Source organism: Streptomyces hygroscopicus, assembly GCF_026168105.1.
Taxonomy (GTDB): domain Bacteria; phylum Actinomycetota; class Actinomycetes; order Streptomycetales; family Streptomycetaceae; genus Streptomyces; species Streptomyces hygroscopicus_D.
Genome location: NZ_LBMW01000041.1, coordinates 1 through 13,761 on the forward strand (window position 1 = coordinate 1; position 13,761 = coordinate 13,761).

Annotated in this window: 9 protein-coding genes; 7 read left to right on the plus strand and 2 right to left on the minus strand. The window is 71.5% G+C overall.

Annotation, left to right across the window (positions count from 1 at the left end; all coding sequences use genetic code 11):
* The 3 genes from AAW14_RS30025 to hflX all read left to right on the plus strand — a co-directional run.
* A partial coding sequence (locus AAW14_RS30025; protein ID WP_322741137.1) for an ACT domain-containing protein occupies window positions 1–531 on the plus strand: 531 nt, incomplete at its 5' end.
* Between the two features lie 119 nt (window positions 532–650).
* Complete coding sequence (locus AAW14_RS30030) at window positions 651–2,141, plus strand: M1 family metallopeptidase (RefSeq protein ID WP_265567397.1); 1,491 nt, start codon at window positions 651–653, stop codon at window positions 2,139–2,141.
* A gap of 196 nt (window positions 2,142–2,337) precedes the next feature.
* On the plus strand, window positions 2,338–3,828 hold the full coding sequence (hflX, locus tag AAW14_RS30035; RefSeq protein WP_265567399.1) for a GTPase HflX: 1,491 nt from the start codon (window positions 2,338–2,340) through the stop codon (window positions 3,826–3,828).
* 186 nt (window positions 3,829–4,014) lie between these two features.
* On the opposite strand, the gene AAW14_RS30040 is transcribed toward hflX, so the two are convergent.
* Window positions 4,015–5,247: a trypsin-like serine peptidase gene (locus AAW14_RS30040; RefSeq protein ID WP_265567400.1), complete on the minus strand. Its 1,233-nt coding sequence runs from the start codon at window positions 5,245–5,247 to the stop codon at window positions 4,015–4,017.
* Between the two features lie 437 nt (window positions 5,248–5,684).
* On the opposite strand from AAW14_RS30040, the gene AAW14_RS30045 reads away from it, so the two are divergent.
* From AAW14_RS30045 to AAW14_RS30060, 4 genes are all read left to right on the plus strand, one after another.
* The gene (locus tag AAW14_RS30045; RefSeq protein ID WP_416223398.1) at window positions 5,685–6,992 is read left to right on the plus strand and encodes a diaminobutyrate--2-oxoglutarate transaminase family protein; all 1,308 of its coding nucleotides are present in this window, start codon (window positions 5,685–5,687) and stop codon (window positions 6,990–6,992) included.
* Between the two features lie 253 nt (window positions 6,993–7,245).
* Complete coding sequence (locus AAW14_RS30050; protein WP_265567404.1) at window positions 7,246–9,285, plus strand: IucA/IucC family protein; 2,040 nt, start codon at window positions 7,246–7,248, stop codon at window positions 9,283–9,285.
* A gap of 42 nt (window positions 9,286–9,327) precedes the next feature.
* A complete protein-coding gene (locus tag AAW14_RS30055; RefSeq protein WP_265567406.1) occupies window positions 9,328–10,182 on the plus strand; it encodes a GNAT family N-acetyltransferase in 855 nt (284 codons plus the stop codon).
* Window positions 10,183–10,423: 241 nt separating this feature from the next.
* Entirely contained in the window at window positions 10,424–12,397 is a 1,974-nt protein-coding gene (locus tag AAW14_RS30060) for an ATP-dependent DNA helicase (protein WP_265567408.1), read from the plus strand.
* A gap of 178 nt (window positions 12,398–12,575) precedes the next feature.
* Here the strand turns inward: AAW14_RS30060 and lexA are convergent, their stop codons facing one another.
* Window positions 12,576–13,355, minus strand: a complete 780-nt coding sequence (lexA, locus tag AAW14_RS30065; protein ID WP_265567410.1) for a transcriptional repressor LexA — start codon at window positions 13,353–13,355, stop codon at window positions 12,576–12,578.
* Window positions 13,356–13,761: the final 406 nt, after the last annotated feature.

The following is a 13,761-nucleotide window of genomic DNA, read 5'->3' on the forward strand; positions in this document are numbered from 1 at the left end:
CCCCCGGCGCTCGGGGCCGACGCCCGCCCGCCCGCGCTGCCCGCCCGCCCCACCACCGACGCGCCCGGCGCCCGTGCCGCCATCGCCGTCGCCGATCTGCCCGGCGCCTCCGTGCGCCTCGCGGGCTGTTGTACGCCCGTGCCGCCCGACGAGATCACCGGCTTCGCCGTGCGTGGCGGCGTGGTGACCGTGCACCGCGTCGAGTGCGCCGGAGTGGTGCGCATGAAGAGCGCCGGGCGCGCGGAGGTCGGCGTGCGCTGGGGTGACAGCACCGAGTGCCGGGTCACGCTCGTCGCCGAGTCCTTCGGGCGCCCGCACCTCCTCGCGGACCTGACCGAAGCCATCGCCCTCGAAGGGGTGGCGATCGTCTCCGCCACCGTCGAACCGCCCAGCCAGCAGCGCGTACGCCACACGTACACGCTCCAGCTCCCGGACGCGGCGCACCTGCCGGCCCTGATGCGGGCCATGCGGAACGTCCCCGGCGTGTACGACGTGAGCCGGGCGCAGCACCCCGCAGCCGTCGCCCACTAGCGTCGCGGAACGCGCCCCCTCCGGCGGCCCGGCGGGCCGTGGCCACGGCTGAATCCGTTCGGGTGGGCCCTGGCGCGCGTCGTCACCGTGCGCACCGTGCGCGCTGGTAGCCGTGGTCCATGCCGCACAGCCTCCGTTCCGTGATCCCCCGTGCCCGCCGCACCAGAGCCGGTCTGCTCGCGGCCGTCTCCGTGTGCCTGATCGCCGCGAGCGCCCCCTCACCGGCCGAGCCCCTCGGCATCGGCGACCCGCTCTTCCCGACCCTCGGCAACCCGGGATACGACGTCCGGTCGTACGACCTCTCCTTCGCCTATCCAGGCAGCAACAGCAAGCCGCTCACCGCCGTCACCACCATCCGCGCACACGTCACCGAGCCCCTGGAGCGCGTCAACCTCGACTTCGCGCACGGCACGGTGCAGTCCGTCGACGTCAACGGCGCCCCCGCGGCCTTCACCAGCGCGGGGGAGGACCTGGTGATCACACCGGACACCCCGCTCCCCAAGGGCAGCACGCTGCGGATCACCGTGCGGCACACCAGCGACCCCGTCTCCGCGAAGGGCCGGGACGGCGGCTGGGTGCGGACCGACGACGGGCTCGTGATGGCCAACCAGGCCAACGCCGCCCATCTGGTCTTCCCGTGCAACGACCACCCTTCCGACAAGGCGATGTTCACCTTCCACGTGACCGCGCCGGACGGGTACACGGCCGTGGCGAACGGCGTGCCTGCGGGCATCGAGCGGACGGCCCGGGAGACCACCTGGACCTACCGCACCCGGCACCCCATGGCCACCGAACTGGCCCAGGTCTCCATCGGCCGCAGCGCCGTACTGCACCGCCGGGGACCGCACGGCCTGCCCATCCGTGACGTCGTCCCCGCCGCGGACCAGGCGGCCCTCGAGCCGTGGCTCGCGAAGACCGCGGACCAGATCGCGTGGATGGAGAAGAAGGTCGGGCCGTACCCCTTCGAGACCTACGGGGTGCTGATCGCTCGGGCACAGACCGGCTTCGAACTCGAGACACAGACTCTCTCCCTCTTCGAGAAGGAGCTGTTCACCGAGCCCGCGCTGCCCAAGTGGTACGTCGAGTCGATCGCGGTGCACGAGCTGTCCCACCAGTGGTTCGGCGACAGCGTCAGCCCGCGCACCTGGTCCGACCTCTGGCTGAACGAGGGCCATGCCACCTGGTACGAGACCCTGTACGCGGAGGAGACAGCGCACCGGCCCCTGCAGGCGCGCATGAAGACGGCGTACGCCCTCTCCGACCGCTGGCGCGCCGCCGGCGGCCCGCCCGCCGCGCCCAGGGGCCCCAAGCCCGGTCAGAAGATCAGCATCTTCCGGCCGAACGTCTACGACGGCGCCGCGCTGGTGCTGTACGCGCTGCGCCAGGAGATCGGGAATTCCGCCTTCGAGCGCCTGGAGCGGGCCTGGGTCGCCGTGCACCGGGACGGCACGGCGACCACCGCCGACTTCGAGCGCCTGACGTCCGCCATCGCGGGACGTGATCTGAGCACGTTCTTCCAGGCCTGGCTGTACGGCGAGAAGACCCCGGCGATGCCGGGGCACCCGGACTGGAGGAGCCGGCCCGCGCAGACACCCGCCACGGCGCGTTGACCCGCCATGGCACGGTAAGTCGGGTGACGAGACGGGCCGTGCCGTGCAACCATCGTCAGGTCGGCGGCGTGGCCCCAGGGCGGGTGACCGGGAATGTTCCGGGGTACCCAAGCGTTGAGACCTCGAGCGAGCGGTGTGACCGGGGACGGCCCGCACTCCCTCGCCGCGACCGAATCCCCAGAGACGTAAGGATCCAATGACCTCCTCTTCTTCCCCTTCCCAGGACACCAAGCGTCTTGCGCATGCCTACCCCGAGGGTCTTCGGGCCGATGCCCTGATGGAAGAGGACGTCGCCTGGAGCCATGAGATCGACGGAGAGCGGGACGGCGACCAGTTCGACCGCTCCGAGCGGGCGGCCCTTCGCCGCGTCGCAGGTCTGTCCACCGAGCTCGAGGACGTCACCGAGGTCGAGTACCGGCAGCTGCGCCTGGAGCGCGTCGTGCTCGTCGGGGTATGGACCTCGGGAACCGTGCAGGACGCGGAGAACTCCCTCGCCGAGCTGGCGGCCCTCGCGGAGACCGCGGGCGCGCTCGTGCTGGACGGCGTGATCCAGCGCCGCGACAAGCCCGACGCGGCCACCTACATCGGTTCCGGCAAGGCGGAGGAGCTGCGGGACATCGTTCTCGAAACGGGCGCCGACACCGTCATCTGCGACGGTGAGCTCAGCCCCGGCCAGCTCATCCATCTCGAGGACGTCGTCAAGGTCAAGGTCATCGACCGTACGGCCCTGATCCTGGACATCTTCGCGCAGCACGCCAAGTCCCGCGAGGGCAAGGCGCAGGTCGCGCTCGCGCAGATGCAGTACATGCTGCCGCGACTGCGCGGCTGGGGTCAGTCGCTGTCCCGGCAGATGGGCGGCGGCAGCGGCGGCCTGGCGACCCGTGGTCCCGGTGAGACCAAGATCGAGACGGACCGGCGCCGGATCCGCGAGAAGATGGCGAAGATGCGCCGGGAGATCGCGGAGATGAAGACCGGCCGTGAGATCAAGCGCCAGGAGCGCAGGCGCCACAAGGTGCCGTCGGTCGCCATCGCGGGCTACACCAACGCCGGCAAGTCCTCCCTGCTCAACCGCCTCACGGGCGCAGGCGTCCTGGTCGAGAACGCGCTGTTCGCGACCCTGGATCCGACCGTGCGCCGGGCGGAGACCCCGAGCGGCCGGCTCTACACGCTGGCGGACACCGTCGGCTTCGTACGGCACCTGCCGCACCACCTGGTCGAGGCGTTCCGCTCCACCATGGAGGAGGTCGGCGACTCCGACCTGATCCTGCACGTGGTGGACGGCTCGCACCCGAACCCGGAAGAGCAGCTGGCCGCCGTGCGCGAAGTGATCAGGGACGTCGGCGCCACCGACGTGCCCGAGATCGTCGTGATCAACAAGGCGGACGCGGCCGACCCGCTGGTGCTCCAGCGCATGCTGCGGATCGAGAAGCGCTCGATCGCGGTCTCGGCCCGCACCGGCAAGGGCATCCGGGAGCTGCTCGCCCTCATCGACAACGACCTGCCCAGGCCGTCGGTCGAGATCGAGGCGCTCGTGCCCTACACACACGGCCGTCTGGTGGCCCGCACCCACTCCGAGGGCGAGGTGATCTCCGAGGAGCACACCCCGGAGGGCACCCTGCTCAAGGCACGGGTGCACGAGGAACTGGCCGCAGAGCTGGCGCCCTACGTTCCCGCCCCCGCGCTCTGACCCGCATCCGCCCCACAGCGGAAAGGCCCGCTCCCTGCCAGGGAGCGGGCCTTCGCGTGTTCACGGGTCACCGACCGCCGTACTCACGGCTCATGTTCTGATACAGCCGCCCGGCTCGGTAAACGCTCGCTGATGTGCCCCACGTCCTCAGGCGCCCTGCATCCGACGCCCGCCGGACGCCGTGTGTCACTGGTTGGCGAATTTCCTGCTGACCGACTCGTAGACGGACCTGGCCACCGCGCCCAGCCGGGGTCCGGCCAGCCAGCCCGACGACACCGGGCCGATCGAGGTGTTGGAGACCAGCGCGGGCTTGCCGTCCGGGCCCGTCTCCACCCAGCCGCCGCCGGACGAACCGCCCGTCATGGTGCAGCCGATGCGGTACATCGTCGGGTCGGTCCGCAAGATCGAGAGCCGGCCCGGCCTGTCCTGGCACTGGTACAGCTTCTGGCCGTCGAACGGGGCCGCGGCCGGGTAGCCGGTCGCCGTGATGCTGTCGACCTTCGGCACGGCGGGCGCGTTGAAGTTCACCGGAAGCGCCGAACCGACCGTCTCCTCCAGGGACTTGCCGCCATTGCCCTTCTCCGGCGTCACATGGATGACGGCGAAGTCGTACGAGGCGCCATGGCCGCCCGTCCGGCCGCCCTCCTCGATCCACTGCTGCGAGGTCCGTGCCCAGTCGCCCCACCAGACACCGTACGGGGCGACCTCCTGCCGGGTCGCGTTCTGCAACTGGGCTGCGGTCCTGCCGGAGTTGTTGTACGCCGGTACGAACGCGATGTTGCGGTACCAGCCGCCCTCCTTGCCGGCGTGCACGCAGTGGCCCGCGGTCCACACGAGGTTGGACTTGCCGGGGTGGGCCGGGTCCTCGACCACGGTCGCCGAGCAGACCATCGTGCCCTCGGGGGAGTCGAAGAACACCTTGCCGGCCGTGGGCGCATTGTCGTGGTACGCCGCCCGCACCGCCTGCGCCCTCACCGGTGCCGGGGTCGGGTCAGTGACCCCCTGGTCGCCCGAGAGGTCGTTGTCGCTGACTCCCTTGTCGGGGTCGTTGGCCTTGCGCATCCGGTCCGGGTTCCAAAGATCCTTGATGACCGGGTTGATGAACTCGTCGGCCTCGCGCAGCCACTGGTCCCTGTTCCAGTTCTTCCAGGCGCCGTTCTTCCACTTGTCGATGTCGATCCCGTGCTCCTTGAGCTTCTGCCGGATGTTGTCCGGGATCTTGATCTTGCCGTCGCCCGTGGAGGACGCGGACGCCGACGCGCTCGCATCGCCGCTCGCCGTGGTCTTGCCGCTCGAGTCGCACGCGGTGGCGGTCAGTGCCAGCGCGGTGGCGAGGCCGACCGCCGCCAGCACGGAGGAGGTTCCACGGCGCGCGCTCCCTTCTCGACGGGCGGCGAAGGGCGGGCGTATGGGTCGCATGGTGTGAACTCCCCCTGGGGCGAACTTGTGTGACGAGGACGGTGTACCGCCGTGCACGGCGGTGGGTCGTGAACGATCATTGCTTCCGCCGAACGGCACCACACACTATGCGGTCGCTGTGGGGGACTTCCCGCGGAACGGCAACGGTTCCGTCACGGCGGTGATCACCGGTGCCTCCTCTCCCCGGAAGGATCTTCCGCCGACCCGCTTCCACACGCCGTTCACGTCGTTGATACGTACGGGGGGACCTGCGTTCGTACTCAAGGCTTCACCCCTGCCCCTCTGGACAGTTGGGAGGAACTGACGTCGTGACCGTGACGGAGACCGCGGTGGTGCCGGTGGAGGGCGAGCCGGAGGGGCGCTCTGCAGCAAAGAGGGGGCGCCCGGCGCGTGAGAGGGCTACCGGAAGCGAGGCGGCGCGCGCAGCGCACGAGGGCATTCTCCGGCGGCAGTCGGCACGCGAGTCCGCCGCGCGCACCTATGCGCGAGCCCTGCCGATCGTGCCCGTGAGGGCACGCGGGCTCACCATCGAGGGCGCCGACGGGAGCCGCTACCTCGACTGCCTCTCCGGCGCGGGCACGCTTGCCCTGGGCCACAACCACCCGGTGGTCCTGGAGGCGATCCGGAAGGTCCTCGACTCGGGTGCCCCGCTGACCGTCCTGGACCTGGCCACACCCGTCAAGGACGCCTTCACCACAGAGCTCTTCCGCACCCTGCCGCCCGGCTTCGCCGATCACGCGCGCGTCCAGTTCTGCGGTCCGGCCGGGACGGACGCGGTCGAGGCCGCGCTCAAGCTGGTGCGTGTGGCGACCGGCCGGAGCGGGATCCTGGCCTTCACCGGCGCCTACCACGGGATGACCGCGGGAGCGCTGGAGGCGTCCGGGGGTGCGACGGAGGTCCGGGTGACGAGGCTGCCGTATCCGCACGACTACCGCTGCCCGTTCGGCGTCGGCGGCGAGCGCGGCGCCGAACTCGCCGCCCGCTGGACCGAGTCCGTGCTCGACGACGCCAAGTCGGGCGTGCCGCTGCCCGCCGGGATGATCCTCGAACCGGTGCAGGGCGAGGGCGGGGTGAACCCGGCGCCGGACGCGTGGATGCGCCGCATGCGGCAGATCACGCAGGACCGGTCGATCCCGCTGATCGCGGACGAGGTGCAGACGGGCGTGGGGCGCACCGGACGTTTCTGGGCGGTCGAGCACAGCGGTGTGGTCCCGGACGTGATGGTTCTCTCCAAGGCGATCGGCGGGAGCCTGCCGCTCGCCGTCGTGGTCTACCGCGACGACCTCGACGTCTGGCAGCCCGGCGCCCACGCGGGCACGTTCCGCGGCAACCAGCTCGCCATGGCCGCCGGCACGGCGACCCTCGCATACGTCCGTGAGAACGGTCTGGCCGACCGCGCCGCCGTGCTCGGCGGCCGAATGCTGGCCCAACTCCGCCGCCTTGCCGCAGAGTTCCCGTGCATCGGGGACGTGCGCGGACGGGGGCTGATGATCGGCATCGAGCTGGCGGACCCCGAGGCCGCTCCGGTCGGCGGCGTCGGACCCCGTCAAGCGGCGCCCGCGCTGGCCGCCGCCGTCCAGCGGGAGTGCCTGCGGCGTGGCCTGATCGTGGAGCTCGGCGGGCGGCAGGCGAGCGTGGTCCGGTTGCTGCCGCCGCTGACGATCAGCGACGAGCAGGCGAGCGCGGTCCTGGACCGGCTCGCGGACGCGGTGGCGGCGGTGGCCCGGGGCCCCGTCGAACGCTGAGCGCGCCCCGTTCCTGAGCTCCTGATCGCACTCCGCCTTCGCCGGACCGCATCGGTCGTCGGACCGGCCCCGCAGACGTCGGCCGCGCACCACGTTCGTCGGTCGGCATCGCGGTTCCCTCACCCGCCCCGGACTGTCCCCGCATCCCACCAGGAAGTCATCCGCATCCCACCAGGAAGGCCCAAGGCCCCCGCACACCTGTACCGCACGGCCCGTCGCCCGCGCGAGCCGGAACGACCCAAGAGGAACGCCCTTGAACGCCACCCCCACCCCCGATGGCGCCCCCCACACCCCCGAGCGAGAGTTCGGCCCCGTTCAGGCCGCTGCTCGCACGCAGGGAGCCGACGCGGTACCCCGGCAGAAGGCGGCGTCACCGGAGGTCGAAGAGCAGTGCCACCCCGCCGCCGACCTGCTGGACCACCCTGACCCGTGCACGGCGGCCCAGGCCGCGACCGTGGAGAACCTGCTGCGGTGCTGGGTCCGTGAGCACGGTCTGGCAGCTCCCGTCGACGGCACTCTGCGCATCCCACTCCCCGCCAGCGGCACGACCCTCCTCGTTCCGGTCCACTACTGGTCCCCGACGGGCTGGCACCGTTTCGGCTGGCCCTGTCTGGCCGACGCCCCGCAGTCGGCCCGGCAGGCGGACGCGGTGACGGTGGCGGCCCTGCTGTCCCGAGAGCCCCTGGTAGCCCACTCGGCAACGGGGTCCGCGCCGGGTTCGGACTCGGTGCCCGACACCGGCTCCCTCATGCCGCCGGGCCCGCTGCCCGCCCCCGCACCGGTCCTTTCATCGGGCTCCCCGCCCAACTCCGTACCGGGCCACGTCGTCGAGCTGGTGGGGAGTGTCGCCGACTCCGTGCGCCGTACCGCGACCTTCATCGCCGAGCGCCGCGAGCACCCCGCGGGCGGGAGTGACCTCTTCCTCTCCGCCGAGCAGGCGCTGCTGCTCGGGCACCCGATGCACCCCACGGCCAAGAGCCGCGAGGGCCTCTCCGACGCCGAGGCCCGGCTCTACTCGCCCGAGCTGCGCGGCTCCTTCCCCCTGCACTGGCTGGCGGTCGCCCCCTCGGTACTCGCGGCCGACTCGGCGTGGACGGAACGCGGCACGCCCCTGCCCGCCGGCAGGCTGACCGAGCGGCTCGCCGGCTCCGGCCTCCCCCTGCCCGACGGCTTCACCGCGCTGCCGATGCACCCCTGGCAGGCACGCGAGATCCCGCACCGCCCCGAGGCCGCGGCGCTGCTCGACGCCGGACTCCTTCGGGTCCTCGGACCGCACGGCGAGCCCTGGCACCCCACCTCCTCCGTCCGCACCGTCCACCGCTCGGGCGCCCCGGCGATGCTCAAACTGTCGCTCGGTCTGCGCATCACCAACTCCCGCCGGGAGAACCTCCGCAAGGAGCTCCACCGGGGCGTCGAAGTGCACCGCCTGCTGTGCGGCGGCCTCGGCAAGCAGTGGCGGTCCGCGCATCCCCGCTTCGACGTCGTCCGCGACCCGGCCTGGCTCGCCGTCGACAACCAGGACGGCGCCCCCCTGGCCGGGCTGGACGTGATGATCCGCCACAACCCGTTCACCCCCGCCGTCGACGCCTCCTGCGTCGCCGGCCTCGTCTCCCTCGGACCCCGGCCCATGGCCGCCGGGCAGCAGGTCCCGGCGCTGCGCTCCCGGCTCGCCGACATCGTCACCCGCCTCGCCGTCCGAACCGGGCGCACGTGCGCAGCCGTGACCACCGAATGGTTCCTGCGCTACCTCGAACAGGTGGTGCGCCCCGTGCTCTGGCTGGACAGCGAGGCCGGGGTCGCCCTGGAGGCACACCAGCAGAACACCGTGGTTGTGCTGGATGCCGCCGGCTGGCCCACGGGCGGCCGCTACCGTGACAACCAGGGCTACTACTTCCGCGAGTCCCGCCGCGCCGAACTCGACGCACGGCTGCCCGGAATCGGCGAGTACAGCGACACGTTCGTCCCCGACGAGGTGGCCGACGAGCGCTTCGCGTACTACCTGGGCATCAACAACGTGTTCGGCCTCATCGGCGCGTTCGGCTCCCAACGCCTCGCCGACGAACAGTTGTTGCTCGCCGCCTTCCGCCACTTCCTCAGCGGCGTCGCCACAGGCCCGGACCGGATGCGCACCCCCCTGCCCGCCCAGCTGCTCGACTCACCCGTCCTGCGCTGCAAGGCCAATCTGCTGACCCGGCTGCACGGCCTCGACGAGCTTGTCGGCCCGGTGGACGGCCAGTCGGTCTACGTGACCATCGCCAACCCCCTCGACTCCCTTCACCCCCTTCACGCCTGAGGAACATGCCCCGTCCCGATCTTCCCAGAGAGGAGCGTCGCCGTGCCTCCCACCGATGCGAGCACCGACGCCGGCGCCGCCTTCGCCCCCGCGGGCCCCGCCCCCGACACGGGCCCCGGGTCCTGTGCCGCACCCAGCCGCGGCTCCGGCCCCGACTGCGAGGACACCCTCGATCTCCGGCTGCCCGACGAGTTCCTGGTGCAGTGTGTGGACGAGGAGGGCGGCCAGGGTGCGGCGGACCCCACCGAGGTCGCCGGTCCCGGACCCGGGGCGACCGCTGCCGCACGTCCTGCCGTCCCCCGGGACGACGACCTCCTCGACCACGTCTCCGACTGGGGCACGATCACCACTCCCGCGGGCGCCCTGCACCTCCTCCCCGTCCGCCTCGGCCGCGACCTGCCGCGCCTCACCCGCTGGATGAACGACCCCGCCGTGGCGGCCTTCTGGGGCCTGGCGGGAGACGATTCGGTGACCGAGCGGCACCTGCGCGCCCAGCTCGACGGTGACGGACGCAGTGTTCCCTGCCTCGGCGTGCTCGACGGAACCCCCATGAGCTACTGGGAGATCTACCGCGCGGACCTCGACCCCCTGGCCCGTCACTACCCCGCCCGTCCCCACGACACCGGAATCCACCTCCTCATCGGCTCTGTCGCCGACCGCGGGCGCGGCCTGGGCACCACACTGCTGCACGCCGTGGCCAACCTGGTCCTCGACCGGCGTCCTTCCTGCGCACGCGTCGTCGCCGAACCCGACCTTCGCAACACCCCCTCCATCGCCGCTTTCCTGAGCGCCGGCTTCCGGTTCTCAGCCGAGGTCGACCTGCCACACAAGCGGGCCGCCCTGATGGTCCGAGACCGGGCCCTGCGCCGTCTGCTCCGGAGTCATCACTCTGTGTAACGAGCCTTGCCCCGTGTCGGTTCCGAGCCGAGCAGGTCTTCTGCCGAATCCGCTCGCTTGACAGGCCGTCCGCCCGTCTCCCGTCTCGCTTGCGCGTCCCGCCCGCGTGCCCGGGCCGCCCGCATTCCCGTCCACCGCGGCGCACGGAACCATGGCGAACCCCCGCACCACCCGTGAGAGCTCCATGCGCCGCGCCCTTCGTCCCCCCGTTGTCAGTGACGGGTCGTAGGGTGGTCGCGCTATGACGAAGCCCTCACTCCCCGAACTCCTGCACGCAGCCGTCACAGCTGTCGGCGGCACGGAGCGCCCCGGCCAGGTGACCATGGCCCAAGCCGTCGCGGAGGCGATCGACGACGGCTCCCATCTGCTGGTCCAGGCCGGCACCGGCACCGGAAAGTCGCTGGGCTATCTGGTGCCCGCGCTCGCGCACGGGGAGCCCGTGGTCGTGGCGACCGCCACCCTGGCGCTGCAACGCCAGCTCGTCGAGCGCGACCTGCCGCGCACGGTCGAGGCACTGCATCCGCAGCTGCGCCGCCGCCCCGAGTTCGCCATGCTCAAGGGCAGGTCGAACTACCTGTGCCTGCACCGTCTGCACGAGGGCGTGCCGCAGGACGAGGAGGACGGACTCTTCGACCAGTTCGAGGCGGCCGCGCCCACCAGCAAGCTGGGCCAGGACCTGCTGCGGCTGCGCGACTGGTCCCAGGACACGGAGAGCGGCGACCGTGACGACCTCACCCCGGGCGTCTCCGACCGTGCCTGGGCGCAGGTGTCGGTGTCGTCCCGGGAGTGCCTCGGCGCGTCGAAGTGCGCGTACGGCGCCGAGTGCTTCGCCGAGACGGCCCGCGAGCGTGCCAAGCTTGCCGAGGTCATCGTCACGAACCACGCGCTGCTGGCGATCGACGCCATCGAGGGCGCCCCGGTCCTCCCGCAGCACGAGGTGCTGATCGTCGACGAGGCCCATGAGCTGGTGTCCCGGGTGACCGGTGTCGCCACCGGCGAGCTCACCCCCGGCCAGGTCAACCGTGCCGTGCGCAGGGCCGCGAAGCTGGTCAACGAGAAGGCCGCCGACCAGCTCCAGACGGCCGCCGAGGGCTTCGAGCGGCTGATGGAGCTGGCCCTGCCCGGCCGTCTGGAGGAGATCCCGGAGGACCTGGGCTACGCCCTCATGGCCCTGCGTGACGCCGCCCGGACGGTGATCTCCGCGCTCGGCACCACCCGGGACAAGTCGGTCCAGGACGAGGACGCCGTCCGCAAGCAGGCGCTGGCCTCCGTGGAGTCCGTGCACGACGTGGCGGAGCGGATCACCAACGGCTCCGAGTGGGACGTCGTCTGGTACGAGCGCCACGACCGTTTCGGTGCGTCCCTGCGCGTCGCCCCGATGTCCGTGTCGGGGCTCCTGAGGGAGAAGCTCTTCGCGGACCGCTCGGTGGTCCTCACTTCCGCCACGTTGAAGCTCGGCGGCGACTTCAACGGCGTCGGTGCGTCCCTGGGGCTCGCCCCCGAGGGCACGGAGGGCGACGATCTCCCGAAGTGGAAGGGCGTCGACGTCGGCTCGCCGTTCGACTATCCGAAGCAGGGGATCCTGTACGTCGCCAAACATCTCTCGCGCCCGGCGCGGGACGGTGACCGCGCGGACATGCTGGACGAGCTGACGGAGCTGATCCAGTCCGCAGGCGGCCGCACGCTGGGCCTGTTCTCGTCGATGCGGGCCGCCCAGCTCGCCGCCGAGGAGCTGCGCACGCGCATCCCCGAGCTCCCGATCCTCCTCCAGGGCGAGGAGACGCTCGGTGAGCTGATCAAGAACTTCGCCGCGGACCCGAAGACTTGCCTCTTCGGCACGCTCTCCCTCTGGCAGGGTGTCGACGTCCCGGGCCCCAGCTGTCAGCTGGTCGTCATGGACAAGATTCCCTTCCCGCGTCCCGACGACCCGCTGATGAGTGCCCGGCAGAAGGCCGTGGAGGACGCCGGAGGCAACGGCTTCATGGCGGTGGCCGCGACGCACGCCGCGCTGCTGATGGCTCAGGGCGCCGGCCGCCTCGTACGGGCGTCGGAGGACCGGGGTGTGGTCGCCGTACTGGACCAGAGGCTCGCCACGGCTCGCTACGGCAGCTATCTGAAGGCGTCACTGCCGGACTTCTGGTACACGACGGACCGTAACCAGGTACGCAGGTCGCTGGCCGCGATCGACGCGGCGGCGAAGGCACAGGACGCCTGACCCGGACGCGGACCCGTTATGTGCATGCCATTACGCTGTCCCGCGGCCCGGCCGCGGGACAGCGTAATGGCGGGGATCGGTACGACCCCGGACAGCATGGGGCCCCGGAACCGGCGCAGGGGTCCCGGGGCCCGGATCAGAGGCGAGTGCCACACAAGGCCCGCCCGCCGCGGTGGCGTCACACCCGCCGCAGCACCGCCACCACCTTGCCGAGGATCGTGGCCTCGTCGCCGGGGATCGGCTGGTACGCGGAGTTGTGCGGCAGCAGCCAGACATGGCCGTCCTCGCGCTTGAAGCGCTTGACCGTGGCCTCGCCGTCGAGCATCGCAGCGACGATGTCGCCGTTCTCGGCGACGGGCTGGCGGCGGACCGTGACCCAGTCGCCGTCGCAGATCGCGGCCTCGATCATGGAGTCGCCGACAACCTTCAGCACGAAGAGCTCACCGTCGCCGACGAGCTGCCGGGGGAGCGGGAAGACGTCCTCGACCGACTCCTCCGCCAGGATGGGGCCACCGGCGGCGATGCGGCCGACGAGAGGGACGTACGACGCGGCCGGCTTGCCCGCGGTGTCGGTGGGCTGCACGGTGGACGACTGGTCGGAGCCGCGCACCTCGTAGGCGCGCGGGCGGTGCGGATCCCGGCGCAGGAATCCCTTGCGCTCCAGCGCCATCAGCTGGTGTGCCACCGAGGAGGTGCTGGAGAGGCCCACGGCCTGGCCGATCTCCCGCATCGACGGCGGGTAGCCGCGCCGCTGCACGGAGTCCCGGATGACCTCGATCACCCGGCGCTGCCGGTCGGTCAGCCCGGAGCTGTCCGCCCGAATGCCTGGAGGTCGGCCGGGCAGGGACCTCTTGGGTCCCTCCTGGTTCGTGGCTTCGTTCATGGCATGCACCGGCTCGAGTCGGCCCTGGGAGCGGTCCTGGGCAGTGATGGTGGCACTGTCTGCGGTGGTGGTCACGTCGGCCCCTCTCGATGGTCTCCCGTGCAGCACAACGGTAGTTGCTTTCGAAAGGTTGCGCCAAACACACGTTCGAGTGAAAAACTTCGAATTACCTGACGCGATCAGGTTTCCGGGTGTATGGCCGACGTTGCTCCGCCCGGGCGAAAGTGCTCATTGCTGTACTGTTCACCGCCGGGGCGATGGCCTTGTGGGCCGCTGCAACCGGCGCCCAGTCTGCCATCCGGGGCCCCGCGGGCCGGGTGTCGACCCTCCTTCTTCATTGCCGCGTCCACCGTATCCGCGCATGACCCGATTCGGTACGGCCCTGCGGCATGTGCCAATCTGCTCGCCACCTGCGTGTCGTCTCTGAAAGTACGAGTCGAATCGCTACATGTAGTGGTTGGATTGCAGTAGCGGCCCAGAA

Excerpts from the sequence above, each read along its gene's own strand:
- AAW14_RS30030 (WP_265567397.1), top strand. The coding sequence starts at position 651 with ATGCCGCACAGCCTCCGTTCCGTGATCCCCCGTGCCCGCCGCACCAGA.
- hflX (WP_265567399.1), top strand. The coding sequence starts at position 2,338 with ATGACCTCCTCTTCTTCCCCTTCCCAGGACACCAAGCGTCTTGCGCAT.
- AAW14_RS30040 (WP_265567400.1), bottom strand. The coding sequence starts at position 5,247 with ATGCGACCCATACGCCCGCCCTTCGCCGCCCGTCGAGAAGGGAGCGCG.
- AAW14_RS30060 (WP_265567408.1), top strand. The coding sequence starts at position 10,424 with ATGACGAAGCCCTCACTCCCCGAACTCCTGCACGCAGCCGTCACAGCT.